The organism is Paraburkholderia sp. HD33-4, from assembly GCF_021390635.1.
Classification (GTDB): Bacteria; Pseudomonadota; Gammaproteobacteria; order Burkholderiales; family Burkholderiaceae; genus Paraburkholderia.
In genome coordinates, this window is the sequence record NZ_JAJEJS010000002.1 from 1,272,019 (window position 1) to 1,291,714 (window position 19,696).

At 62.3% G+C, this 19,696-nt stretch carries 22 protein-coding genes; 13 read left to right on the forward strand and 9 right to left on the reverse strand.

Features of this window, described 5'->3' with window-relative positions; translation table 11 throughout:
• Positions 1–300: 300 nt before the first annotated feature.
• The 3 genes from L0U84_RS25635 (at position 301) to panD (ending at position 3,632) form a co-directional block, all read left to right on the forward strand.
• Positions 301–1,671 carry an MFS transporter gene (locus tag L0U84_RS25635; protein WP_233853834.1) on the forward strand — a complete coding sequence of 457 codons (1,371 nt, stop codon included), beginning with the start codon at positions 301–303 and terminating at the stop codon, positions 1,669–1,671.
• 444 nt (positions 1,672–2,115) lie between these two features.
• The gene (locus tag L0U84_RS25640) at positions 2,116–3,126 is read left to right on the forward strand and encodes a zinc-dependent alcohol dehydrogenase family protein (RefSeq protein ID WP_233853836.1); all 1,011 of its coding nucleotides are present in this window, start codon (positions 2,116–2,118) and stop codon (positions 3,124–3,126) included.
• Between the two features lie 119 nt (positions 3,127–3,245).
• Positions 3,246–3,632, forward strand: a complete 387-nt coding sequence (panD, locus tag L0U84_RS25645) for an aspartate 1-decarboxylase (RefSeq protein WP_233856803.1) — start codon at positions 3,246–3,248, stop codon at positions 3,630–3,632.
• Between the two features lie 133 nt (positions 3,633–3,765).
• On the opposite strand, the gene L0U84_RS25650 is transcribed toward panD, so the two are convergent.
• The 6 genes from L0U84_RS25650 to L0U84_RS25675 all read right to left on the reverse strand — a co-directional run bounded on the left by L0U84_RS25650 (position 3,766) and on the right by L0U84_RS25675 (position 9,079).
• Positions 3,766–4,110 (reverse strand): Arm DNA-binding domain-containing protein, encoded by a 345-nt coding sequence (locus L0U84_RS25650; protein WP_233853838.1) that lies wholly within the window; start codon positions 4,108–4,110, stop codon positions 3,766–3,768.
• On the reverse strand, positions 4,064–5,131 hold the full coding sequence (locus L0U84_RS25655) for a fatty acid desaturase (RefSeq protein ID WP_233853843.1): 1,068 nt from the start codon (positions 5,129–5,131) through the stop codon (positions 4,064–4,066). Before L0U84_RS25655 ends, L0U84_RS25650 begins: the two co-directional genes overlap by 47 nt.
• Before the next feature lie 159 nt (positions 5,132–5,290).
• Complete coding sequence (locus L0U84_RS25660; RefSeq protein WP_233853844.1) at positions 5,291–6,079, reverse strand: CDP-diacylglycerol diphosphatase; 789 nt, start codon at positions 6,077–6,079, stop codon at positions 5,291–5,293.
• Between the two features lie 103 nt (positions 6,080–6,182).
• Entirely contained in the window at positions 6,183–7,637 is a 1,455-nt protein-coding gene (gene iaaH / locus L0U84_RS25665; RefSeq protein ID WP_233853845.1) for an indoleacetamide hydrolase, read from the reverse strand.
• 203 nt (positions 7,638–7,840) lie between these two features.
• The gene (locus L0U84_RS25670; protein ID WP_008917353.1) at positions 7,841–8,056 is read right to left on the reverse strand and encodes a hypothetical protein; all 216 of its coding nucleotides are present in this window, start codon (positions 8,054–8,056) and stop codon (positions 7,841–7,843) included.
• Between the two features lie 324 nt (positions 8,057–8,380).
• Complete coding sequence (locus tag L0U84_RS25675; RefSeq protein WP_233853846.1) at positions 8,381–9,079, reverse strand: NADPH-dependent FMN reductase; 699 nt, start codon at positions 9,077–9,079, stop codon at positions 8,381–8,383.
• Between the two features lie 507 nt (positions 9,080–9,586).
• Between L0U84_RS25675 and L0U84_RS25680 the strand changes: the two genes are divergently transcribed.
• The 3 genes from L0U84_RS25680 to L0U84_RS25690 all read left to right on the forward strand — a co-directional run bounded on the left by L0U84_RS25680 (position 9,587) and on the right by L0U84_RS25690 (position 11,355).
• The gene (locus L0U84_RS25680; protein WP_233853847.1) at positions 9,587–10,300 is read left to right on the forward strand and encodes a J domain-containing protein; all 714 of its coding nucleotides are present in this window, start codon (positions 9,587–9,589) and stop codon (positions 10,298–10,300) included.
• 8 nt (positions 10,301–10,308) lie between these two features.
• Positions 10,309–10,500, forward strand: coding sequence for a hypothetical protein (locus L0U84_RS25685; protein ID WP_233853848.1), 192 nt, complete (start codon positions 10,309–10,311; stop codon positions 10,498–10,500).
• 216 nt (positions 10,501–10,716) lie between these two features.
• A complete protein-coding gene (locus tag L0U84_RS25690) occupies positions 10,717–11,355 on the forward strand; it encodes an arsenate reductase/protein-tyrosine-phosphatase family protein (protein ID WP_233853849.1) in 639 nt (212 codons plus the stop codon).
• Here L0U84_RS25690 and L0U84_RS25695 read toward each other — a convergent pair.
• Positions 11,352–11,678 (reverse strand): H-NS histone family protein, encoded by a 327-nt coding sequence (locus tag L0U84_RS25695; protein ID WP_233853850.1) that lies wholly within the window; start codon positions 11,676–11,678, stop codon positions 11,352–11,354. The two genes, L0U84_RS25690 and L0U84_RS25695, sit on opposite strands and share 4 nt — an antisense overlap.
• A gap of 789 nt (positions 11,679–12,467) precedes the next feature.
• Between L0U84_RS25695 and L0U84_RS25700 the strand changes: the two genes are divergently transcribed.
• Positions 12,468–12,776, forward strand: coding sequence for a hypothetical protein (locus L0U84_RS25700; protein ID WP_233853852.1), 309 nt, complete (start codon positions 12,468–12,470; stop codon positions 12,774–12,776).
• 129 nt (positions 12,777–12,905) lie between these two features.
• On the opposite strand, the gene L0U84_RS25705 is transcribed toward L0U84_RS25700, so the two are convergent.
• On the reverse strand, positions 12,906–13,184 hold the full coding sequence (locus L0U84_RS25705) for a hypothetical protein (protein WP_233853854.1): 279 nt from the start codon (positions 13,182–13,184) through the stop codon (positions 12,906–12,908).
• A gap of 947 nt (positions 13,185–14,131) precedes the next feature.
• On the opposite strand from L0U84_RS25705, the gene L0U84_RS25710 reads away from it, so the two are divergent.
• From L0U84_RS25710 to L0U84_RS25730, 5 genes are all read left to right on the forward strand, one after another.
• Entirely contained in the window at positions 14,132–14,749 is a 618-nt protein-coding gene (locus tag L0U84_RS25710; RefSeq protein ID WP_233853856.1) for a copper-binding protein, read from the forward strand.
• Positions 14,750–14,898: 149 nt separating this feature from the next.
• A complete protein-coding gene (locus tag L0U84_RS25715) occupies positions 14,899–15,132 on the forward strand; it encodes a hypothetical protein (protein WP_129962341.1) in 234 nt (77 codons plus the stop codon).
• A gap of 161 nt (positions 15,133–15,293) precedes the next feature.
• Entirely contained in the window at positions 15,294–16,046 is a 753-nt protein-coding gene (locus L0U84_RS25720; RefSeq protein ID WP_233853858.1) for an SDR family NAD(P)-dependent oxidoreductase, read from the forward strand.
• Between the two features lie 99 nt (positions 16,047–16,145).
• Positions 16,146–17,324 (forward strand): L-rhamnonate dehydratase, encoded by a 1,179-nt coding sequence (rhmD, locus tag L0U84_RS25725; RefSeq protein WP_129962339.1) that lies wholly within the window; start codon positions 16,146–16,148, stop codon positions 17,322–17,324.
• A 66-nt stretch (positions 17,325–17,390) separates the two neighbouring features.
• On the forward strand, positions 17,391–18,173 hold the full coding sequence (locus tag L0U84_RS25730) for an SDR family NAD(P)-dependent oxidoreductase (protein ID WP_233853859.1): 783 nt from the start codon (positions 17,391–17,393) through the stop codon (positions 18,171–18,173).
• A 19-nt stretch (positions 18,174–18,192) separates the two neighbouring features.
• Here L0U84_RS25730 and L0U84_RS25735 read toward each other — a convergent pair whose 3' ends face one another.
• Positions 18,193–19,188 (reverse strand): LysR family transcriptional regulator, encoded by a 996-nt coding sequence (locus L0U84_RS25735; RefSeq protein ID WP_233853860.1) that lies wholly within the window; start codon positions 19,186–19,188, stop codon positions 18,193–18,195.
• A gap of 121 nt (positions 19,189–19,309) precedes the next feature.
• On the opposite strand from L0U84_RS25735, the gene rhaM reads away from it, so the two are divergent.
• Positions 19,310–19,648 carry an L-rhamnose mutarotase gene (gene rhaM / locus L0U84_RS25740; protein WP_233853862.1) on the forward strand — a complete coding sequence of 113 codons (339 nt, stop codon included), beginning with the start codon at positions 19,310–19,312 and terminating at the stop codon, positions 19,646–19,648.
• Positions 19,649–19,696 lie beyond the last annotated feature (48 nt).

Here is a 19,696-nt window from a genome sequence, read left to right on the forward strand (position 1 = left end):
CGCGGACAACGTGACCGGTTAGGCCATGCCTCGTCCTCACTACAGCACGGGAAAAAGTTGGCTCGTGCACCGCCGCGTTCGACGTCAGAAATACTTACGGGCCTCCAAAAAAAACCGAAGCGACAGTGGAAATTGCGGTCGATAGACTGAATGCCGACTTACCGCTGGCAGTTCTGGAAGATGAGTAGTGTCCGCCGGTCGTGCGAGACATGCTGTGCGCGTTCGAATCGCACAGAAGCCAAATCCCGCACGTCAAACGTGACGAGCCGGATTTACAAAACAGATGTGATGGAGACGAACATGAGAGATTCCGCTGGTTCCTCACAGTCCGCCGCAGTCGCAACTCGCCGAAAGGAGTTGCGTCGCGTTCTGCTGTCGAGCTGTATAGGCAGCGCCATCGAGTACTATGATTTTTTGCTTTACGTTGCGGCGGCAAGTCTTATATTTGGCCGGCTGTTTTTTAGCAACTTGACGCCCACGATGGCAACGATCGCATCGCTCGGCACGTTGGCAGTGGGCTATCTGAGCCGTCCATTGGGTGCAGCCATCTTCGGGCATTTCGGCGACAGGTATGGCCGCAAATCGGTGTTGATTGCCACCTTAATCACAATGGGGGTCTCGACTACGCTGATCGGAATTTTGCCGACAAGTGCGCAGATCGGTACATGGTCGCCCGCAGCGTTGGTGTTTCTGCGGATGTTACAAGGCCTCTCGGTCGGTGGCGAGTGGGGCGGAGGTGCGCTGATGGCGTTCGAGCATGCGCCAAAGCACCGCCGCGGCTTCGCGTCGAGTTGCTCGGTTGCCGGAGGACCCGCCGGAACCATGCTCGCGGCAGCGGTCCTTGGTCTATTCGCGTTGCTTCCGGAGTCGCAGTTTCTCGCATGGGGTTGGCGCATTCCGTTCCTGCTTAGTTCCGTGCTGGTCGGTGTGGGCTTCTGGATGCGCATTCGGGTTGCGGAATCGCCATTGTTCATCGAAGCGCAACGCAAACGTCAAGCCACCGGAGCCACGCACAAGCCGCCGCTTCTCGACGTTCTGCGCGCGCCAAAACCGTTGCTGGCCGGATTCATCTCAATGCTCGGACCGTTCACGCTATACAGTCTCGTCGCCTCCTTCGGACTCACCTATGCGAGAAAGCACGGCCTGCCGATTTCGTCGGTGCTGGCAATACAAGCCACAGGCGCGGTATTTTGCGCGGTCAGCGAAGTCCTGTGCGGATATCTGTCGGACCGGTTCAGTCGTCATTCCGTGCTGATTTTCGGCATTACTGCGGGCGCTGTGCTCGCGTATCCCTTTCTGTTGCTATTGGCCAGTGGCGACGTGTTCAAAACATCCGTCGGCTTCCTGCTCATGAACGTCTGTGTGATTGGCCCCGTACTCGGTCCTTCTGCCGCCTATCTCGCCGAACAGTTCGACACGCATTCCCGGTACACCGGCGCATCGTTGGGGTTGCAGACCGCGTCGACCGTGGGCGCCGGATTTGCGCCCATTACGCTCGCATCACTGCTCGCCTTGAACGGCGGTGGTTATCAACTGATCCTCGCCTTTATCGTTGCGATTTGTCTATTGAGCGGAGTGGTGATCGGCATGAGAGCGAATGCCCGGGGGCGGCAACGCTACCCGGTCCGGACGATGAGCGGGGCGCCGGCGAACGGCGACCGTCGCAACTGAGTGGTCATTGGCGCGCGGCTGGTGCACCGCTCACGTAGAGGGTGTTTTCCGCCAATGGCATGCCATCGGGGTTCCTGACGGACTGCCTTTCAGGAACTGGCGTCCCGCAGTTTTCAGCATGGTGGCTAGTGCGAGACGCCGGGCAGATGCAGTTCGTGCGCAAAAGCAGTTTATGCGTCTGGCGCAAACACTCAGCTGTAGTTGTCAGGGTCACTCGCGCAATTCGCATTTCCAACCTCCGCGGCACGCCCAAACGACAGAAATTGGCTGCGGATGAGGTTTGCTAAGCAATGTTGGGTGAAAGCGCGGTGCGGCATGAAGCTTGCATTGCCAATGGTCGGGGCGGCGAGAGGTTTAGCGTCCATCGGGCGAACCATTCGCGCGAGGCCCGTAAGCCCATTGCCGGCAAGAGGTCTGCATAGTGCGATTTCGTAGCGAGTCCAGATGAAAGTATATCGTTTCGACCGGCCAGGCAGTCTCGAGCATCTGACGCTTCACGACGAGGCTACGCCAGAGCCAGAGCGTGGCGAAGTGCTGCTGCGTGTGCGCGCGTCGTCTCTCAACTATCGCGACATCGCGATGATCCATGGCACCTACTTGCGCGGGCAGCAGACCGGACTGATCCCTCTTAGCGACGCTGCCGGTGAAATTCTCGCGGTAGGCAAGGGCGTTACAGACTTTAAGGTCGGCGATCGTGTCATTAACACGTTTCATCCGCGCTGGTATGGTGGAGATCCACCGTCGACGCTCGGCTCGGAAAGCTACGGCTCGCACCGCGATGGCTGGCTGACCGAACTTAAAGTCGTTAGTCAGGAAGCGGTCATCGCTGCCCCGCCAGACCTTTCGTTTGAAGAGGCCGCGACCCTGCCTTGTGCTGCGCTGACTGCATGGACCTCATTGACGGGATTGCGGGCGCTGCGTCCCGGACAAACCGTGTTGACGCAGGGTAGTGGCGGCGTCTCTGTATTCGCAGTTCAGCTCGCGAGGCTGTTTGGCGCGCGCGTAATTGCGACAACCTCTTCGGCGGAAAAAGCGGCGCGCCTCAAGGCACTCGGCGCAGACGAAGTCATCAATTATGTGGAGACGCCGGCATGGGGCGAGCGGGTCCGCGAGCTAACCGAGGGACGCGGCGTCGACCGCGTCCTTGAGGTTGGCGGAGCAGGTACGCTCGCGCAGTCCATTAAGGCCGTGGCGAGTCGTGGCGAGATTGCGCTTATCGGCTTTCTTGCTTCCGACACCGTGGACCTCGGTTTCAACGATCTGTTTCGCAGCGGTGGCATTTTCTACCGGATTTCGGTCGGCCACCGTGCTGGGCTGCGGGATCTCGTGCGTGCGATCACGGCATCCGGACTGAAGCCGGTAATCGACACCGTGTTTCCATTCGAGCGTGCACTTGATGCCTGGCGCCACTTCGACGACCGAGCCTTTATGGGTAAGGTCGTCATCTCTCATTGACAACAGGGCCGACGTGGGTCTCGCGTTCTCCGTTGCCGATAAACTCGAAATGTCTGTACGCCCGCGGTCTTGGGAAAATCAATGCGCGGCTTACGCACCGCAAAGTAAAAGGATTAGCCATGCGACGAAACATGCTGAAGTCGAAGATTCATCGTGCCACGGTCACGCACTGTGAGCTTCATTACGAGGGTTCGTGCGCGATCGACGAAGATCTGCTCGAAGCGGCGAACATCGTCGAGAACGAGCGTATCGACATATGGAATGTCAACAATGGGGATCGCTTCTCGACCTATGCGATCAAGGGCGAGCGCGGCAGCGGCATGGTTTCACTGAATGGTTCGGCCGCGCGGCGCGCGCACCTCGGAGATCTCATCATCATCGCAGCGTTCGCGGAGGCCGACGAGGTGGAGCTGACGGCGGGATGGAAGCCAAATCTAGTGTTCGTCGATGAACATAACAAGGTCAAAGGAAGCCGCGATCACGTGCGGACGCAAAAGTGGGACTAGGAAAGAATGAACAACTCGTCACATTAGCAAAGCTAGCACCTTGCGGGCATGAAGGACATGAAACGGTCGCAGAGGTAAAAAAGATGGCGGGAACAAATCCCAGACGGTTCGGAGATGTTAGTTCCGGCCAGAGCTAGAACTGACTCTTATATTTAACAGGATTCGCGTCGGCTCGCCCGCTGATAATCGCTCGCCCGAATATTGCATCGAGGTGTTGGCGGAGCCGTATCGCGATATAGGGAGCACCGTCGGCCTTGCGTTCATCGCGCGCAAGCGGTTTGCGCTTTGCGATCGATTGCATTAGGTCATAGAAGCGCCCTAGGGTGAAAGTACACGCCTTGCCATCCAGCCGGTAGTCAAATTTCCACGTCTTTGTACCCGTAACGGATACGTATAAATACATCGAATCGCGGTCGGTGAGCTTATACGGCCTAGCTTGGGGCTTCGCGTTCAGCAGGAACGGATAGGCGAGCTTCACGGCGAGCTCCGTGAGGGGCAACTACCATGAATTTACCTGCAAAACTGGCGGAAGCTGGCGGATTTTCCCGGAAGTCGCTGGACCCAGAGGTAGCGACCGGATGCGTTACCGAAGCCAAGGAAAAATGCTTCATCCATTCGCTGTAACCCTTTACCAGAAAGCCTGCGGAGCGATCGACATACTGCTGGCGAGAGTTCTCATAGACCTCCCGAAGCGCAAACCACGGCACCTGCGGCAAGTCATGATGAACCAGATGATAGTTGTTGTTCAGAAACAGCAACCGCCACAACCATCCCGCTTCATTGATCACCGTGCGATGCGCGGGCTCCTGCGCGACCCGATGCTCATGAAACGAACGCACCGATGCAAGCGCGAGCGCGCCATACCCCGCGCCGACGATGAACACCCACGCCGGTATCCCGCACACCTGCTGTAACCATGCGGTGAGCGCAACCAGCGCGGCGAGATGCGCGAGCCATGCGGGCACGTCGCGCCAATCGTCGTCGCGAATCTTGCCGAGCGCCTGCGCAGCGGTCGCGGCAATCGAAAACGCCGGCCCGCAAAGCAATCGACCGATCAACGTATTGCGGAAAATCAGCAACGCGCGCATCGCGGTTCCCGCGCGTTGCCACTCCGCTGCGCTGACGAAATAGCTTTCCGGGTCGTTGCCGGGCTCCGTCAGATGCGCATCGTCGTGATGACGCAGATGCGAGTCGCGATACACGCGATAAGGAAACCACACCGCGAGCGGCGCGAATCCGAGTAGCGCGTTGACGAATCGCGAGCGCGTCGGATGACCGTGCAACAGCTCGTGCTGCAACGACATGTACCATGCGCCGAATACGGCCAGCAGCGCGGCCGTCAGCGGCAGACCCAGCAGACGCGCGTGCGTGGCGACGCCGAACCAGCCACCGTAGATCACGACGATCAGCACCCATGTCGGCCATTGCGTGCGCCAGGCCCGGCTTGCGGCCAGACGGTCGATATCGTTGCGCTGGGTGTCGTCGAGATAGATCGCCATCGTTGAATCGGTCCGAATGCATGTTCGAACCCGCGGTGTTGACCCGCAGGTTCAGACCGATCGTACGGGGCAATGCAGCGCGCCCGAACCATTTTATTGAGCAATGCATCTGCGCAATCGTGGAAAGGCACGCGCGGATAGTGCGTATCCGGTCAACGCTCAATGCTCGTCCGCCACCTGGCACGCATGATCGAGCAGCCCTTCGGCCGTGCCGCTGCCGCCATCGACGTCGATCCCGCTGTTGACGATCAGCCAGCCATCCTGAGCCGCGGAGGGTCCCGCGCCGGTGACGAGGATCGTTTGCGTGGCCATGGTCGCCGGATCGGGATTGTCGCGCGCGACGATCCTGAACGGGTTGTCGGTACCGCTCAGCGAACTCACGCGCATGATCCGGTAGCGCTCGCCATCCAGCGTGTCCCAGCGCCATTCGCCGGGCGTGTCGTGGGCGTGCCTGGCAAGTGCGGCGCTGACTTCACGCCGCATGCAATCGATGTGGATATGCAGCTGATTTTGCGAGCGTCGAGATTCGGAGTTGATTTCGAGGCCGAGCTGATCGTCGGGCAACTCGCGTTTGACCGCTTGCTGCACGTAATGGCGCGAATCCCACGCGTCGCTCCAGTAGTCCATGGCATCCGGCGTGAGGATCAGCGGACTTTCGATGCCGGTGATGCGATCGGTCGGCATCAGAAGAAACTGCGAGCGGCCCGCGATATCCTTCAGTACGACGTAGCGTTTGTCGAGATCCACGACTGTGCATTGACCCGGCGTGCCGGTGGCTTGCTGCGACGGCACGCAGCGAATGTCGACGATCTTCCACAGCGCGTTGGAATCAACCGTCGCGAGGCGCGCGCAGGCGCTGGCGGCTAACGTGACCGCGAGAACGGCCGTCCAGTGAACGACGCGGCGCGCGAGGCCGCGAGATGAGAGGGCGGTGGCGGAGTTCGTCATCGTCGCTTAGGGTGAGGTTCAGGCAGGCAAGGCGTCGGAAGGCGGGCTCCAACGCGCAGGCATTAAAGCACAAAGCCGATGGCGTGCGCGTGAAACAGGGGCTTCAAAGCACCGGCGCCGGCAGTGCGCCCAGTACCTGTTCGAACGCGACGCCGATGGCCAGCAGCCGCCGGTCCGAGCCGAGCGGCCCATCGAGTTCGAGGCCGACCGGCAACCCGCTCGCGCTGATTCCCGCCGGCAGCGACAGCCCCGGAATGCCGGACGTGCTGGCCGGGTCGGTATTGCGCAGGAACGCCTCCATCGTATCGATCGGCGGACCGCCATCGATCGTGACCGTCGACGAACCGTTCAGATCGTCGATCGGCACCGCCACGAGCCGCGTAGTCGGAAACAGCAGTGCGTCGAGACCGGCATTCGCGAACGTCGCGGCAAAGTAGCTTTGCAGCCGCGGCCGCCAGTAATTGAGCGCCGCCGAGTAGTGCGAGCCGAGCGCATCGGCGAGCACGTCGTCGTAGATCGCGCGCACGTCCGGGCTCGCGATGCGCATCGCCAGCTCGGCAACGGTTTGCACCGGCGCCTGATTCGCGACGAGCCACGCGAGCACGTCGCCGCGCGCTTCGTGAATCGCGAGCGGACCGCCGACCATCCCGTTCAGATGCTCCAACTCATTCATCGCGACCTGCACGAACGTGACGCCTGCCGCTTCGAGCTTGTGCAACGCGGCCCGCGCGACGTCCTCGACCTGTCGCTCGAGATCGTCCCACAGTGGCGCTGGCAAGCCGATGCGCAGGCCGTCGAGCGCAATCGCGGGCAACCCGCCGTCGCCGGTGATCACGCCGTCCAGCAGCGCCAGATCGGCTACGCTGCGCGCCATCGGGCCCACGGTGTCGCGCGTATGGCTGATCGGCACGACCGCGTTGGGGTCGTGATAGCGCCGCTCGGCGCCGCCATTGCCGACCGATGGACGCAAGCCCGCGGTGCCGGTCAACGCGGCCGGAATGCGGGTCGAGCCGCCGGTGTCGGTGCCGAGTCCGGCGGGCGCGATGCGCGCGGCGATCGCGACCGCGGTGCCGCCCGACGAGCCCCCCGGCATTAGAGACGGATCGTACGGGTTGCGCACCGGCCCCGCGTGCGCGGCGAGGTTGGTGCTCGTGATGCCGAACGCGAGCTCATGCATGTTGGCCTTGCCGAGCAGGATCGCGCCCGCATCGACGAGGCGTTGCACCGATGGCGCGTTGGTCTTCGGCACGAAGCCCGCGAGCGCGGGCGTGCCGGCCGTCGTCGGCAGGCCCGCGGTGTTGATGTTGTCCTTGATGACGACCGGCAAGCCGGCGAGCGGCAAACGCGCCCGCTCGGCCGGCGGCAATGCGTCGATGCGCTGCGCGGCGACGAGCGCGCCGTGGAAGTCGAGCGTGGTGAGCGCGTTCAGGCGCGTGAGCGCGGCGGCGCGCGCGAGCAGGGTGGCGACGTAGTCGGCGGCTTTGAGGCGGCCCGATTGCAGCGCCTCGACCGCTTGTGTCGCGCTGAGCGCGAGTTGTGCGTCGACGGTCCATGTCATGACCGGCGTCTCCGTATCGATGGATGCGTCGCGGGCGGCGCGAGTTTCGACTGCATCCGTCGAAGTTGCGGACAGCTCACGCGGGCAGGCAGCGAACGCAAGGGTTCACCTATTCTGGCACATCCGCCCGAAAGCCGATGCCGGGTGATGCACAACCCGCGTCGCGCTCGCCGTTATGAATGGCGATGCGCTCTGCGATCCGCTTACTGGTGATTGTCTATCCACATGCGCCCCCAGTCGGACGCATAAGCGAGCGCATGCTCTTCGTCGAAGAAGTAGTCGAGCGCGTCGAACGAATAAGCCTTGCGCGTATTTTCGTCGCGCTGCTCGATCGTCAGATTGGCGGCGAATAATCCGTTGGGGAGCAGTTGCGTTGCGGCTTCGACCTCGTAGCCCTTGTAGCGGATGTGTGAGTTCATGATCTTGACTTCTCTATGTGTCCGCATTTCTTGTGCGGAATACCCATGCGTGCGGCGCGGCCCTGTCATTGCCGGAGGTGAGTGAAGCGGCGGGCAGGGTCAAGCGTAGGGCGCGCTGCGCAGCGGGTGAACCAATCTTTCGTCGGAAGCAAATCAGCGCGGGGCGGGAGTGGTAATCAAAGGCCCGGATTGGATCAAAGTCGCTGTGTTCGGTGACTCTATGCGCGTGGGGGCGAGGTGTCTGTTATGTGGCGCACGGTCGCTCGGGGCAAAGCGTGGCGCCGCGCGCGTTTCGCGGCGGCGTCACGGTGACCGGGGAGTGTTTCAGACCGCGTGCAGGACGCGTGCGGAACGGACGTCCGCTGCGATGGAAGTGCTTTGCGCGGAGGCCGGGCTCGCAGTGGAGTGGCTCGATGCGGCGGGGGTGCCGTGAGCATGCTGTGCATTGAACGCGAGCGCGAACTGCGCGGCCTGCTGGCCGACGGTCGCGAGTTGCTCGACCACCTTCGGATCGGAGCAACTGTCCGCGCTATCGAAGCGCGTCTCCAGCGTGTTGATGCCGGCACCGAACGGCGTCGGCCAGCCGCGCAGCGCATGCACGATCGAGCGCAGCGACGTCAGCACGGAGCCCGCCGCCTGCCAGCCGTAGGCGGTGACGATGCAGCCCACCGCGCGGCCATCCAGATACGGGCGCTCGTCGGCGCGCAATTCCTCGAGCGTGTCGAGCGCGTTTTTCACGAGCCCGGACACGCCGCCGTGATAGCCCGGTGTGGCGATGATCACCGCGTCCGCGCGACGCACGGCCTCGATCAGCTCGAGTTGTTCGTCGGTGCGGGCCGGCTGTTCCGGCGCGTAGTGGGGCAGGCTATGCAGGAAGGTGCCGCCGAACAGGCGGGTATGCGCGCCCGCCGCTTCGGCGCCGCGCAACGCGAAGGCGAGCGCGCGCTCGGTCGACGAAGCCGCGCGCGTCGTGCCGCCAATGCCGACGACGAGCGGCGCCCGGGAGTGATTGGATCTGCTCAACGTGATGCTCCTTCGATTGCGGTTCACGGTACGGTTCACGGCGCGGTTCAAGCGGAACTCATGCAGCGCTGGCAACGCACGTGCACGGCCTCGAACCGACCGGCCGGAGCGAACCGGACTTTGAAGCGTCATCTTAATGAGCGGTCGCCGCGCGGCTAAGCGACTTTTTGTTCTAACGATATAACCGTGCGGTCGCAGGCCGCCAAGCCCCCCTGCAATGCACGTGAGCGCGCGGCCGATAAGCATATGGCGAACCGTTGGTTGGGCGCGCGCAGGTCTGACGATAAGATGGACCCGTCTCCTCCATGACATCTCCTTAGACATGGGACTCGGCCTCGCTACGCAAGTGGTGGGGCCTTTTTTTCGTGGATCGTTGATGGGCGATGGGCCGCCGAGCCATCGCGGCGATGCCGCCATGCGCGTGCTTGCGTGGAGGTCGCTTCACGATGACGCCGCTTTTAGCATGCTACGATGCCCGCATGGTTTTTCTGCGAGATCGAGCCCAGCATGGCAACCCTGTATGACACGCTCGGCGTGCCCACGCACGCCACCGACGATGAAATCAAGCGGGCCTACCGGAAAGCCGCGATGAAATGGCATCCGGACCGCAACCACGGTGCCGAGGACGTGGCGCGCGCGGCGTTCCAGGACATCAAGGACGCGTACGCGATCCTGTCCGATGCCGAGCAGCGCAAGGTCTACGACGCGGTCTACGCCGAACAGATGCGCGAGTGGGAGGCGCAGCATACGCGCCGGCAACGCGCGCAGGCGAAGCGTGAGGCTGCGGCTCGCGCGGCCGACGAAGCCGCGTATGCGGAGATGGTGTCGATCGCGATCCGCTTCGCCGACCAGGGCCACAATCGCGACGTGCTGTTCGGCGTGCTGCTCGGGCGGCAATGCGAACCCCAGCGCGCCGCGCAAATCGCCGATAGCGTCGCGGCATTGCAGGCCGCACGCCGCGCCGAGGCTGACGTCGCGCAAAATGCGCAGCGCGCGGGAACGACCGCGAACGGCGCGCAATCAGCGCGAGCTGAGGCGGCCGAGTCCGAACTGGCGCAAACCGGGCAAGACACCGGCACGGCTTCGCAAACCGCCCCTCACGACACGCCGCATACCAAACGCGCGAACCACGCGAAGCACGATGAAACCGTCAGCGACATGCATCCGGCAGGCGCACTGGGCAACCTGTGGTTCCAGTTCCTCAACAGCCTGAAGTTCTGACCCGTCGGATGGCGGCATTTATCACCTGGATCGCGGCGCCGGGTAACGCCATGGGCGTCAAGTCACCCTGGACGCCGCCCGCGACGACCTCGTTCGAGGCGACACCCGCCGCGCCCGCGCTCACCCCCGCGCCGGCCGCCGGCGGCGACACGGCCAACCCAATCGTGCCGGACCGGCGGGACGGCGGCAGCATCGGGTGATCTGACAAATATTGACAGGGTGGTGAAACAGCGGGCCGGACACTGGTACACTGCCGATCGTTCGCAAAGTTGTGCTCTGTGCCCCGTGACTCGAGATACCTGGTGCGAATCCCGTGGCGCAAATAATAAAGACGCCGTAGTGTCACGGGGGCGCAAGACTGGAGCGGCACAATTCCGCCCAGAGGCCAAATAAAAAAACATCGGTACGGGGTAAGCGTGTCCAGAAAATATAAGGTGTTGTTTCTCTGCCGCGATAATTCGATCCGCAGCATCATTGCCGAAGCTTTACTACGCGAACTGGCGGGGCACCGGTTCGATGCGTTCAGCGCGGGCCCTGAACCGGCCGCGCGCCTTCATCCACTTGCGGTCGCGCAATTACGTCCAGGCATTTCGGGGCGGGCGGTGCTGAGCCCGAAAAGCTGGCTCGAATTCACCGGCGAATGGGCGCCGCGCATGGATATCGTGATCGCGCTCGACGAATTCGTCGGCGGACTGCACGCGCCGGTGTTTCCCGGCGCGCCGGCGTTCGTGTATTGGACCATTGCCGATCCGCTCGCGAGCGGCCACGGGTCCGCTGACGAGCAGGCCCGTCTGTTCGACAAGACGTTCTGGCAGATCGTGCGGCAGGTCAGCGCGCTGATCGAGTTGCCGCAATATGCGCAGCCTGCCTCGAATCACGCGAGTCACGCGAATATCGCCGATGCGGCGAATGCCATCAATACGGGGAATTCAGTCAATGCCGCGAATGCCATGAATGTGGCAAGCGGTGGTGCAAAACCGGTGCGTGGCACAGCGGTCCATTTCGAAACCGCAGCCATTGCGTGCGCGCCTTCGAGCGCGGCGGCCTGCACCTAGCGGCTATTCGGGCGTCCGAGCCGCGTGCCGGCGAACGGGTCATTCGACCAGTCCACCGGTTTTTTCGGTTGGGGCGCGGGCGCCGGTTTTGCGGCCAATTCGAAATGCTCAATACTCTGGCCGGCACTAATGGCCTGCTTCAACCATTGCGGCATTTCGCCATTACCGTCCCAACTGTCTCCGGTCGCACTACGATAGCGTTCAGCCTTTTTGGCCAATGACTCGGTCGCCAGCGCCGCGGCAAGGTCTTCCGGTCTGATACCAAACTCTTCCATACGATGGCGGAGATACGCAATCATGCTATCTCGCTTCCTTTCGTCCATAGGATATTCGTCCTTCTAAAACGTGCAGCGTGCTGTCGAAGACAGATTGCGGGGAAAAAGCTGCGAAGCGTCGAGCCCGACGGAATGGGGCCGCCCCGCGATGGGGTTGCCGATTGACGGAAATGCCATGGGCCGGGTTAAAAAACGTTGCTCCCTGAATTGCAATACGGCCTCGGACAAACACGGCCGCCGGAACAACCGACCCTCGAACAGAGAGTCTCGATCAGCAAATATTTCAGCATGTCGCAGCGCGGCAAACGAGGCCGGTAAGCCTGACGTTCGCTATGGATAACTGTGTGTCTCGATGCAATGATTGCGAATGGATGGACTCACTCCACGCTGTCCGTCTTTCACCGGACTTTCGCCGATGTGCGGTGCCGCCTTTTATGCTTTGTAGCAACATCATAACGCAATGCGCGAGCAAAGCACGCTTAGTTCACATTGAATTTCTTGGTGAATGCGGTTTATCGAACGGTGTGGACAATTGACCACACTGCTGGAACCTCCTGGATTGAATTCCGGGGTGCGCGAACTATAAAAGAAAGACGAAAAGCTGCGCAAATGCAGACTTACAACCGCCTTGTGCGCACCGATTCCGCCGACGCTCGGGAACGCGTCGAGTATCGGTTGCAAATGCGGTAATTCTTCATCTGTTTAATTCGGTGACCCGTCGCAGCAGTAGCGCATTGGCATCGACCCGTTCCTCGGCCCATTGGGCAGGTTGGCTGTTCGCGGATCAATTCTTATGGAGGACGAACACTGCTGCGCCGGATTCGAGGGAGTCCGGAAATGAGAGTGCGTATATTGATGATTGCCGCAACCGCCGTTCTGTTTCTCGCGCCGAGAACGGCGACCGCGGAGGAGTTGAGTGGCCAGGCGGACCCCGGCATGTCGGGGCGCGCGATGATGCAACACAATGCCAACGAATCGGCGCAGGCGACCACCGACATGTCGTTCGGTCAGAGCTGGGATCCGCGCGAGCAGGGCGTGCGCAACGCGTCGTATGGTGGTGTTCCGGCGGGGGAGTCGCAAGCGGGAGGTCGGCGCAGCCAGTCCTGCTCGTTCGGCACGGAGTGCAAAACTTATTTCGGTCAGTGACCGGTTCGCGAGCGGCAGCGGGGCGCCTCGGATGAAGCACCCCGCGAACGACGCGCGTTCACCAGGCGACGAACAGGTGCCGCGCGCCGCCGCCGCATTTCAAGCGCTTGACTGCAAGCGCATGCCATTTCACGCCAATGCCAATTCCGGCTGCGCACCAGCGCTGCGCTCACCGAGGCGCGCGACGATATCGTCGACGCCGCGAACCGTGTCGTGGTTTTCCGCCGCATCGTAGTAATCGCGGAACTCGTCGAGAAGCGCGCGCCATGACCCATGCCAGCGCGTTTCCCTAAGACAGACACCAGACGAATCGGCAATCCGCAATACGCCGTTGTCCGGATAGAACGTCAGCGTGACGAGGCGGCCGTCGATGACGCAGGCGGCGGTGCAGGGGCGAGAAGCGAGCATGTGTGGTGTCCTTTCGATAAACCAATGAGTGTGTTAAGCGCTAACGCGAGCTTGAGCAAACGCTGTGCCTGTGATGCCACGTTTTGTGCGCACCGGCTCACGCGTCCTTTCACATCGCCTTCATGAAAAATTTGGCTCGATCAATCAATGCGGCCGTGTTGGCAGTATTCCAATGATTGACGACAATTTTTTGTATTCGTCGCATCAGTGATGCGAAATAGCTTCAGTATCATCCATTAAGGGTTTGTGCTGAGTCGTTCGGCGATTGCCACTTCGTCGAGCGCTTAGCGCTTTCCAATGCATATCGAATGCGTCGATTCGACCGTTGTCAGGCAACTGCACAGAGTCAGAACGAGGACGGCGTTGCCGGGCATCTGAACCCAACGAATTGCGTGCGTTACATTTTGATGGCAAATGAATCGCCGACCCGGCATAAAAGATTTGACTCGGCAACGCCGATTAATCGGAAATCGCAATACGCCACCGCTTGCCTTGCCATTCCCTTACGCGTTTGCTAGCATCCCCGAGACAGTTTGAAATAGTCATAACGTTCGGCAATTTCCGGACCCGCTGCACATTGGGTCGCCCGGTAGTCCATCTCGTTGCGAGGAATATGTTATGGCTAGCTCCCAACCCCTCCGCTGACGCCCGCGGGAACGTGCGCAAAGCCGCACAGCTCCTCGCGCAAGCTCATCCGCCACTGCTGCGCATTGCGATTACGTCGCATGGAGAGGCATGCGTTTTTCGCAAGGAGTTCTTCTGCACAAATCGACGCATTAGAGAAGAACCGCCATTGGGTTTCAATAAGCGTAACTCCGTCCGATAAAAGCGATTAATAGTCCGTTTTCCTTTTTATATTGGAAGCAACCACACTTACTGCCGCGCGTAGTACGCGATCTGCGACAAAACATTTACCGTAACGACGACGCAATCAAAAGGAGCATTTCATGGCTTGCAATACAACGGGCTCTAGGCTCATGCGAGTGAAGGCGATCACGGTTGCGTTGGCGGTTTCGGTCGCCGCGGCGACTCCGGCGCTCGCGCAGGACAACGCGGCGGCGTCCGCGCCGGACCAGCAGGTAATCGGCGCAGCCGCGCTGCTGCACGTTCAGGCGCGCGTCGTCTCGATCGATCCCGCGACGAACAGCGTGACGCTGCGCGGCCCGCAAGGCGGCGTAGAGACTTTCGACGTGAATCCGCAAGCCGCCGACGTCAGCAAGCTGCATGTCGGCGACGTCGTGACGATCGCGTACAAGAAGGCGGTGCTGGTCGGCGTCGACAAACTCGCGCCGAACGGAATTCGTTCGCGCATCGATACCGAAGTCACGCAGCCCGCGGCCAACGGTGTCGTTGCATCGGCGCGGCGCGTCGAGGTCGTGGCGACGGTGCGCAAGATCGATCGCAAGAAGCGCACGATCACGCTGCGGGGGCCGTCGCGCACGGAAACGCTCGACGTGGCGCCGGACATTGCGCTCGAGAAACTGAAAGTCGGCGATTCGGTGCGCGCGGTGTTCGTGTCGGCCATCGCGGCGCAGGTGTCGCGCAATGGCGAGGACGTCAAATAACGGCGCTTAGTTAAAAGGGCGTAAATCAACTACGCTGAAGCGTATCGAGGCGCGCGGCGTCGAACTGATCCCGGGGTTCGATGTCGCGCGCCGGCCACTGCGGCTCGGGTTTCACTATGGTCATCGCGGCGCGCGCGAAGGAGCAGGGAATGGAACAGAGCGAAACGGAATCCGCTGCCGAATCGGAGCGCAAAAGGCTGATCCGCAGCAAGATACACGTGGGCCTTGCGGCGGTCGGCACGTTGGCGTCGGTCTTCGGAATCGGCATCGCGATCATCGGCGGGATCAACTTCGACCGGACCAAGGTGCTGGTCGGCGTCGGCATCATCGTCGTGTCGACCATTCTTTATGTTTCGATGCTTTTCGTCGCTGCCGACGATTAGCAGCTTCGTTTTCGTTAGCGTCCGATTCCGCTGTCGATCCACTTTTGCTATCGCCCCCTCCAATAGTCGAATTGTTGGCGCATCGCACCGCCCGTATATTGACCGCAGCGATATACAACAACTCGATGGCACGCCGCACGGCGGCCCACAGGAGCACAGCAATGAATCGGATCGATCTGGAGGGGCGCGCGGTCGTCATCACCGGCGGCGCGCGCGGCATCGGCTACGCGGTTGCGCAGCGGGCGTTGAGCTCGGGCGCGTCGGTCGCGTTGTGGGACGTCGATAGCGAACGCCTCGCGCGCAGCCAGCGCGAGCTGAGCGAACTCGGCAAGGTGAGCGCCGTCACGGTCGAGCTGACCGACGACGCCGCGGTCCAGCAGGCCGCCGCACAAACGGTCGCCGAGCACGGCTCGATCGACGTGCTGATCAACTGCGCGGGCATCACCGGCGGAAACGGCACGACGTGGGAGCTCGAGCCCGACATGTGGCGCCGCGTGATCGACGTGAATCTGATCGGCCCGTACCTGACCTGCCGCGCGGTCGTGCCGCAGATGCTGAAGCAGGGCTATGGCCGTATCGTCAATATCGCGTCGGTGGCGGGCAAGGAGGGCAATCCGAATGCTTCGCACTACAGCGCATCGAAAGCGGGGTTGATCGGGCTCACCAAGTCGCTCGGCAAGGAGCTCGCGACTAAAAACATCCTCGTCAATGCGGTCACGCCAGCCGCGGCCAAGACCGAAATCTTCGATTCGATGTCGCAGCAGCACATCGACTACATGCTGTCGAAGATTCCAATGAACCGTTTCCTGCTGCCGGAAGAAGCGGCGTCGCTGATCCTGTGGCTGTCTTCCGAAGACTGCGCGTTCAGCACCGGCTCGGTGTTCGACCTGTCCGGCGGCCGCGCCACCTACTGAGCGCGCTGCTCGCGCATTGTTCACGTACCGCGGCGCATTGCACACGCGTCGAGCGCGCGTTGTCGAGCCGCTTCGACGCCTCTCTCACGGAGCCCTTTCATGGCCATGCCTACCATCCGGCACGTGCGTGCCTTCATCGTTCGCGGCGGCGGCGCGGACTATCACGACCAGGCCGGCGGACACTGGATCGACGACCACATCGCGACGCCGATGGCGCGTTATCCCGAGTACCGCCAGAGCCGCCAGTCGTTCGGCATCAACGTGCTCGGCACGCTGGTCGTCGAGATCGAGGCGAGCGACGGCACCGTGGGCTTCGCGGTGACGACCGGCGGCGAGATCGGCGCGTTCATCGTCGAAAAGCATCTCGCGCGTTTTCTCGAAGGGCAACTCGTGACCGACATCGAGAAGATGTGGGATCAGATGTACTTCGCGACGCTGTACTACGGGCGCAAGGGCGTCGTGCTCAACACGATTTCCGGCGTCGACCTCGCGCTGTGGGATCTGCTCGCGAAGGTTCGCAAGGAGCCCGTGTATCAACTATTGGGCGGCCCGGTGCGCGACGAGCTGGTGTTCTACGCGACCGGCGCGCGGCCCGATCTCGCGAAGGAGATGGGCTTCATCGGCGGCAAGCTGCCGTTGCAGCATGGTCCCGCGGAAGGCGAGGACGGACTCAGGCAAAACCTCGAGAAGCTCGCCGACATGCGTTCGCGCGTCGGCGACGACTTCTGGCTGATGTACGACTGCTGGATGAGTCTCGACGTGCGCTACGCGACGCGGCTCGCGCAAGGCGCGCACGAATACGGCCTCAAATGGCTCGAAGAGTGTCTTCCGCCTGACGATTACTGGGGTTACGCCGAACTGCGCCGCAACGTGCCGCGCGGCATGATGGTGTCGACCGGCGAACACGAGGCGACGCGCTGGGGCTTCCGGATGCTGCTTGAAATGGAGTGCTGCGATCTGATCCAGCCCGACGTCGGCTGGTGCGGCGGCATCACCGAGCTGATCAAGATTTCCGCGCTCGCCGATGCGCACAACGTGATGGTGGTGCCGCACGGGTCGTCGGTGTACAGCTATCACTTCGTCGTCACGCGCCACAACTCGCCGTTTTCCGAGTTTCTGATGATGGCGCCGAAAGCCGACCAGGTCGTGCCGATGTTCAACCCGCTGCTGCTCGACGAACCGGTGCCGGTGAACGGGCGCATGAAGGTGCCGGACACGCCGGGCTTCGGCGTGCGGCTCAATCCGGAGTGCGCGCTAGTGCGGCCTTATCAGCATTGAACGATTTGATCGTGTTGAACGTGTTGAACGTGTAGCGAACGGCGAACCCTGGCAAAGGAGACTAAGGTGCTGCTCAAGGACAAGGTCGTGATCGTCACCGGCGGCTCGCGCGGTATCGGACGCGCGATCGCGGTGGCCTGCGCCCGCGAAGGCGCGGACGTGGCGATCAACTACTGGGGTGACAACGACGCGTCGTATGGCCGCCGCTCGGCGGTCGCGGAGGTGGTCGGCGAAATCGAGGCGTTGGGGCGGCGCGTGATCGCGGTGGAAGGCAACGTCGCGGCGCACGAGACGGGTCAGGAACTGGTGCGCCGCACGGTCGACGCGTTCGGCAAGGTCGACGTGCTTGCGAGCAATGCCGGCATCTGCCCGTTCCACGCCTTTCTCGACATGCCGGCGGAGGTGCTCGAATCGACGGTCGCGGTCAATCTGAACGGCGCGTTCTTCGTGACGCAAGCCGCCGCGCAGCAGATGAAAAAGCAGGGCAGCGGCGGCGCGATCGTCGCGACGAGTTCGATCAGCGCGCTGGTGGGCGGCGGCATGCAGACGCATTACACGCCGACCAAGGCCGGCGTGCACTCGCTGATGCAGTCGTGCGCGATCGCGTTGGGGCCGTTCGGCATCCGCTGCAACTCGGTGATGCCGGGTACGATCGCGACCGATCTGAACGCCGAAGATCTCGCCGACGAAGCGAAGAAGGCCTACTTCGAAAAGCGCATCCCGCTCGGCCGCCTCGGGCATCCGGACGACGTCGCCGATTGCGTCGTGTTTCTCGCGTCGGACCGCGCGCGCTATGTGACGGGCGCCGCGCTGCTCGTCGACGGCGGCCTGTTCGTGAACCTGCAATAAGTGACGAACGATGGGGGCGTCAATTGACCGTGGCGGGCGTAGTCAGCGTGCCGGGGGCGGCGGGCGGATTATCGCGCGTGAGGTTGCGCGAAAAGCCGCGCAGCAGCTCGATGAAGCGCAGCGCCGGCTCGGCGAGCGGTTCTTCCTTGCGCGTGAGAATGCCGAAACCCGCAAGGCTCTTGCCGATTTCGAGCGGCAGCGCGACGAGCAGCCCGCCGCGCACGTGATCGCGCACGACCGACTCCGGCAGCATCGCGACCGCATCGTAATTCTCGAGCAATTGCAGCGTCGCGAAGATCGACGCGCACTCAGTCAGATTGACTGGCGTGGCGAGCCCGGCACGCGCGAGTTCTTCTTCGAACAGCACGCGCGCCGGACTCGTGACCGGCTGCGCGACCCACGGCCACGCGACCAGTTCGCGCAACGTGATGCGCGTGCGCCGCGCGAGCGGATGCACTGCGCGCACGACGAGCAGCAGCGTTTCGCGCGCGAGCGGCTCGAAACTGAAGTCATTGTGCTGCAAAGGATTGGTCAGGCGCCCCAGAGCGAGATCGACCTCGCGGCGATGCAGCAATTGCACGACCTGGTCGCTCGTTTCACCGAGGATGCGCACATTGAGCAGCGGGCTTTCGGTCTTCAGCGCGGCAACCGACATCGCCAGCAGATCGGGCGCGGCACCCATGATCGCGCCGACGGTCAGCTGGCCGTGACCGCCGCGGCGTTTGACGTCGAGGTCTTCGGCGAAGCGCGTCAGTTCGGCGAGGGCGCGGCGCGCGTAAGCGAGCGTGACGACGCCGAGCGGCGTCGGCGTCATGCCGCGGGCGTTGCGCTCGAACAGCAGGAAGCCGAACGCTTCCTCGATGTCGCCGAGCATGCGGCTCGCGCTCGGTTGCGCGACGTTGACGGCCTCGGCGGCCTGATGCAGGTTGCGGGTGTCGTCGAGCGCGACGAGCAGGGCGAGATGCTTGAACTTGAGACGGTTGACGAGTGCGACGGCGGCTGAATGTTGGCTCATGGTGCCGGTAGGAGTGCCCGTGCGATTCGGTTTGTGGATCGCCCAATCCCAACAACGGATTGAGAGGCTATCGATGCCGGAATTATAGTCGTTCGAAGAGGTCGACAGGAGACAGGCCGCAATGGAGACAATCGCTTTCCGGATGGTGCTCAACCCTGGCATGCGCGAAGAATACGAACGCCGTCATGCGCAGATCTGGCCCGAGCTCGTTGACGCATTGCACAACGCCGGCGTGCGCGACTACCGGATTTTCTTCGACCCCGATACGCATCATCTTTTCGCGGTGCTTTCGCGCACCAGCGATCACGCGATGGACCAGTTGCCGCAACTCGACGTGATGCGCAAATGGTGGGATTACATGGCCGACATCATGCAGACCGCGCCCGATCATACGCCGCGGTCGCAGACGCTCGAACCGGTCTTTCACCTCAGTCATTTGAGTAGAGTTGAACCCGGCTGAACACAGCGAAACCCCGCAAAACGACGCACGAACCTCGAAACGCTTTTC

What these genes read in the sequence shown, in the direction of transcription:
- L0U84_RS25635 (WP_233853834.1), top strand. Translation starts at nt 301, where the DNA reads ATGAGAGATTCCGCTGGTTCCTCACAGTCCGCCGCAGTCGCAACTCGC.
- L0U84_RS25640 (WP_233853836.1), top strand. Translation starts at nt 2,116, where the DNA reads ATGAAAGTATATCGTTTCGACCGGCCAGGCAGTCTCGAGCATCTGACG.
- panD (WP_233856803.1), top strand. Translation starts at nt 3,246, where the DNA reads ATGCGACGAAACATGCTGAAGTCGAAGATTCATCGTGCCACGGTCACG.
- L0U84_RS25655 (WP_233853843.1), bottom strand. Translation starts at nt 5,131, where the DNA reads ATGGCGATCTATCTCGACGACACCCAGCGCAACGATATCGACCGTCTG.
- L0U84_RS25660 (WP_233853844.1), bottom strand. Translation starts at nt 6,079, where the DNA reads ATGACGAACTCCGCCACCGCCCTCTCATCTCGCGGCCTCGCGCGCCGC.
- iaaH (WP_233853845.1), bottom strand. Translation starts at nt 7,637, where the DNA reads ATGACATGGACCGTCGACGCACAACTCGCGCTCAGCGCGACACAAGCG.
- L0U84_RS25670 (WP_008917353.1), bottom strand. Translation starts at nt 8,056, where the DNA reads ATGAACTCACACATCCGCTACAAGGGCTACGAGGTCGAAGCCGCAACG.
- L0U84_RS25680 (WP_233853847.1), top strand. Translation starts at nt 9,587, where the DNA reads ATGGCAACCCTGTATGACACGCTCGGCGTGCCCACGCACGCCACCGAC.
- L0U84_RS25685 (WP_233853848.1), top strand. Translation starts at nt 10,309, where the DNA reads ATGGCGGCATTTATCACCTGGATCGCGGCGCCGGGTAACGCCATGGGC.
- L0U84_RS25695 (WP_233853850.1), bottom strand. Translation starts at nt 11,678, where the DNA reads ATGGACGAAAGGAAGCGAGATAGCATGATTGCGTATCTCCGCCATCGT.
- L0U84_RS25700 (WP_233853852.1), top strand. Translation starts at nt 12,468, where the DNA reads ATGAGAGTGCGTATATTGATGATTGCCGCAACCGCCGTTCTGTTTCTC.
- L0U84_RS25705 (WP_233853854.1), bottom strand. Translation starts at nt 13,184, where the DNA reads ATGCTCGCTTCTCGCCCCTGCACCGCCGCCTGCGTCATCGACGGCCGC.
- L0U84_RS25710 (WP_233853856.1), top strand. Translation starts at nt 14,132, where the DNA reads ATGGCTTGCAATACAACGGGCTCTAGGCTCATGCGAGTGAAGGCGATC.
- L0U84_RS25715 (WP_129962341.1), top strand. Translation starts at nt 14,899, where the DNA reads ATGGAACAGAGCGAAACGGAATCCGCTGCCGAATCGGAGCGCAAAAGG.
- L0U84_RS25720 (WP_233853858.1), top strand. Translation starts at nt 15,294, where the DNA reads ATGAATCGGATCGATCTGGAGGGGCGCGCGGTCGTCATCACCGGCGGC.
- rhmD (WP_129962339.1), top strand. Translation starts at nt 16,146, where the DNA reads ATGGCCATGCCTACCATCCGGCACGTGCGTGCCTTCATCGTTCGCGGC.
- L0U84_RS25735 (WP_233853860.1), bottom strand. Translation starts at nt 19,188, where the DNA reads ATGAGCCAACATTCAGCCGCCGTCGCACTCGTCAACCGTCTCAAGTTC.
- rhaM (WP_233853862.1), top strand. Translation starts at nt 19,310, where the DNA reads ATGGAGACAATCGCTTTCCGGATGGTGCTCAACCCTGGCATGCGCGAA.